The 3939-nt window shown below is 72.1% G+C and carries 3 protein-coding genes; all 3 read right to left on the bottom strand.

The window, feature by feature from the left end:
- A partial coding sequence (locus AB0C69_RS39290; RefSeq protein WP_360361286.1) for a DNA translocase FtsK 4TM domain-containing protein occupies positions 1–1268 on the bottom strand: 1268 nt, incomplete at its 3' end.
- 100 nt (positions 1269–1368) lie between these two features.
- A complete protein-coding gene (locus AB0C69_RS39285) occupies positions 1369–3054 on the bottom strand; it encodes a ribonuclease J (RefSeq protein ID WP_360361283.1) in 1686 nt (561 codons plus the stop codon).
- Entirely contained in the window at positions 3051–3920 is an 870-nt protein-coding gene (gene dapA / locus AB0C69_RS39280) for a 4-hydroxy-tetrahydrodipicolinate synthase (RefSeq protein WP_360361289.1), read from the bottom strand. The genes AB0C69_RS39285 and dapA overlap by 4 nt, the downstream gene beginning before the upstream one ends.
- Positions 3921–3939 lie beyond the last annotated feature (19 nt).

The following is a 3939-nucleotide window of genomic DNA, read 5'->3' as shown; positions in this document are numbered from 1 at the left end:
GTAAGCGCGTTCACCACCGTGTCATTGGCCTTCGTCCGCGGCTTGGACACACTCCCGGGCCGCAACGCCGCCGGATCGGGCAGCACGTAGATCTCGCCGGACGACGACAGCGGCAGCTGCTCGGTGCGGCGCGGGGCCGGCGTCGGGTCGCGCACCTCGTGGTGCTCGGCCTCGCGCTCCTCCCCGGCCAGGGGGTCGGCCGCCGGATCGGGGGCCATGGACTCGCCGGCGACGTGCTCGTCCATCGGATCGTCGGCGGGCGGGGCCGGGGGCGGGACGTGCGCGCCGAACGGGTCGGGCTCGAACAGTTCGTCGGCGAGGTCGCGGCGGGGCCGGTCGGCCTTCTTCGGCTGGTCCTCCAGCAGCGGAGTGTCGTACGGCTTGGAATGCTCGCCGACCTCCAGCTCGTCGCCGTCCTCGCCCTTGCTCTTGCGGCGCCGCTTCTTCGGCGCGCCCTCCTCCCCGGCCTCGCCCGCGGACGGGCGTTCGGGGCGGCTCTGCAGCGTGGCCATCGCCCACAGGTCGGCGACCCGCTCGGGGACCTTCGCGATCGGCGTCGCGGTGACGACCAGCAGCCCGAACCCGGACAGGAGCAGCAGCAGCGGGACGGCCACCCACCCGCTCAGCGCCGCGTCCAGCGGGGCCGACACGAGCCAGCCGACCACGCCGCCGGCCTCGCGGACGCCCTCCATGTCCTTGGCCGGGGAGGGGACGCCGGCGGCGATGTGCAGGATGCCGAGGACGCCCGCGGCGAGCGCGGTGATGCCGATGACGATGCGGCCGGTGTCCTCGTGGTGCTCGGGGTGGCGAAGCGTCCGCCACGCCAGCAGCGCCAGCAGCACGGGCAGGACCATCGCCATGATGCCGAGACCGCCGCGCACGACCTTCTCCAGCGCGATGGTGACGACGCCGTCGGGCCGGAACCAGGTGACGGAGGCCAGCACGATGGACGAGCCGAGCAGCGCCAGCCCCAGCCCGTCGCGGCGGTGCTCGGGGTCGAGGCCGCGGGCCCCGTTCCCGTAGGCGCGGAACACCGACCCGACCGCGACCGCCGCCAGCAGGTACAGCTTGAACAGGAGCTTGAAGAACCCGAGGACCGCCTGGGGGATCGGGTCGGGCTTCTGCGGGGGGCGCCCACGGCCCGAGCCGCGGCCCCCCTTGGAGTTGCCGCTCGGTCGCTTCCGGGGGGCCGTACCTGCGGGCTTGCGAGCCGCCGTGCCCCCCGCACGCGAGGAGGCTTTCGCGCCTCCAGACGCACGTGTGGCCATGGTTATGAGAGTAACCAAGGACCCTCGCGGTTCCGGGGATGGCGGGCGGGCGTGTCGGACGGACGGAGGGCCGCCGGCCCCCCGTCCGTCCGAGCCGCCGCTAGACCTCCACGACCACCGGAATGATCATCGGGCGGCGGCGGTAGTTCTCGCTGACCCATTTGCCGACGGTGCGCCGGATCAGCTGGCTGATCTGGTGCACGTCGTTCACGCCGTCGCCGGCGGCGTTCCGCAGCACGTCCTCGATCCGCGCGATGACCTCGTTGAAGTCCTCGTTGACGATGCCGGCGCCGCGGGCGTGCACCTCGGGACCGGCGACGAGCTTGCCGGAGGTGGAGTCGAGGCCGATGACGATGGAGACGAACCCCTCCTCGCCGAGGATGCGCCGGTCCTTCAGGGAGGTCTCGGTGACCTCGCCGACCGACAGGCCGTCCACGTACACGTACCCGGCGGGCACCGCGCCGACGATCTTGGCCTGGCCGTCCACGAGGTCGACGACGACGCCGTCCTCGGCGATGACGATGCCGTCCTCCGGCACGCCGGTGAGCGCGGCGAGCTTGGCGTGCGCCCGCAGGTGCCGCCACTCGCCGTGGACGGGCATGAAGTTCGCCGGCTTGGTCACGTTGAGCACGTACAGCAGCTCGCCGGCCGAGGCGTGCCCGGACACGTGCACGAGCGCGTTGCCCTTGTGGACGATGCGGGCGCCCCACCGGGTGAGGCCGTTGATGACGCGGTTGACCGCGTTCTCGTTGCCCGGGATCAGCGACGACGCGAGCATCACGGTGTCGCGCTCGGTGATGCGGATCGAGTGGTCGCGGTTGGCCATCCGCGACAGCGCCGACATCGGCTCGCCCTGCGACCCGGTGCACACCAGCACGAGCCGGTCGCCGGGGATGTCGTCGATCACCTTCTGCTCGACCATGATGTCGTCGGGGACGTTCAGGTACCCGAGTTCGCGCGCGACGCCCATGTTGCGGACCATGGACCGCCCGACGAAGCAGACCTTGCGGCCGTTGGCGACGGCGGCGTCCAGGACCTGCTGGACGCGGTGGATGTGCGAGGCGAAGCAGGCGACGATGAGCCGCCCCTGCGCGGTGCGGAACACCTCGTCGACGACCGGCCCGATGTTGCGCTCGCTGGTGACGAAGCCTGGCACCTCGGCGTTCGTCGAGTCCGACATCAGCAGGTCGATGCCCTCGGCGCCGAGCCGGGCGAACCCGGGCAGGTCGGTGAGCCGGCCGTCCAGCGGGAGCTGGTCCATCTTGAAGTCGCCGGTGTGCAGGACGAGCCCGGCGGCCGTGCGGACGGCGACGGCGAGCGCGTCCGGGATGGAGTGGTTGACGGCGAGGAACTCGCAGTCGAACGGCCCGAACGAGCGGCGCTCGCCCTCCGCGACCACGTGGGTCACCGGTTTGATGCGGTGCTCGGTGAGCTTGGCCTCGAGCAGCGCCAGCGACAGCCGCGAGCCGACCAGCGGGATGTCGCGGCGCTCGCGCAGCAGGTACGGGACGGCGCCGATGTGGTCCTCGTGGCCGTGCGTGACGATGACGGCCTCGATGTCGTCCAGCCGGTCCCTGATGTACTCGAAGTCGGGCAGTATCAGGTCGACGCCGGGCTGCTCGGTCTCGGGGAAGAGCACGCCGCAGTCGACGATGAGCAGGCGTCCGCCGTACTCGAACACCGTCATGTTGCGGCCGATCTCCCCCAGCCCGCCGAGCGCGACGATCCGCAGACCGTCCTTGGGCGGGGCGGGCGGTTCCGAGAGCTCCGGGTGAGGATGGCTCACCGGGCGACCTCCGGGATGACGACCTCAGGCACTTTGACTCCCCCTATCGTGAGGTCTTCGCGCAGGCGCGCCGCGAACTCCGGCGGGGCCTCCACCAGCGGCGCGCGGAGCGGGCCGCCTCCGGGGAGGCCGAGCAGGTTCAGCGCTGCCTTGACGGCGATGGCGCCCTGCGTACGGGTCATGATGGCGGCGACCACGGGCAGCAGGCGCCGGTGGATCTCCAGCGCCCGCCCGTGCTCGCCGGCGCGGTATGCGTCGATCATCTCATGGAGCTCGGTGCCCACGACATGGCCGATCACGCTGACGAACCCCGCCGCCCCCACCGACAGCCACGGCAGGTTGAGGTTGTCGTCACCGGAGTACCAGACGAGGTCGGTCTCGGCCATCACCCTGGACGCGCCGAACAGGTCGCCCTTGGCGTCCTTGACGGCGACGATCCGCGGGTGCTCGGCGAGCTGCACGAGCGTGTCGTTCTGGATCGGCACCCCGGCGCGCCCCGGGATGTCGTACAGCATGGTGGGCAGCGCCGTCGCGTCGGCCACCGCGGTGAAGTGGCGGACGAGGCCCTCCTGCGGGGGCTTGTTGTAGTACGGCGTGACCACGAGCAGGCCGTGCGCGCCCGCGGCCTCGGCCTGCCGGGCGAGTTTCAGGCTGTGCTCGGTGTGGTTGGTCCCGGCACCGGCGACGATCACGGCGCGGTCGCCGACCGCCTCGATGACCGCGCGCAGAAGCGTGCTCTTCTCTTCGTCGCTCGTCGTGGGCGACTCGCCTGTCGTCCCGTTGACGACGAGACCGTCATGGCGCCGCTCGTCGACCAGGTGGGTGCCGTCCACAGCCGCCGCCCGGACGCGGCGTCCACCCCGTATGCCGCGTCTTCGCCGCCCC

Origin of the sequence: Actinomadura sp. NPDC048032 (genome assembly GCF_040653175.1) — a bacterium.
Taxonomy (GTDB): Bacteria; Actinomycetota; Actinomycetes; order Streptosporangiales; family Streptosporangiaceae; genus Spirillospora; species Spirillospora verrucosospora.
The sequence above is the reverse complement of the archived record's forward strand: the minus strand, read 5'-3'. Positions and strand labels throughout refer to the sequence as shown.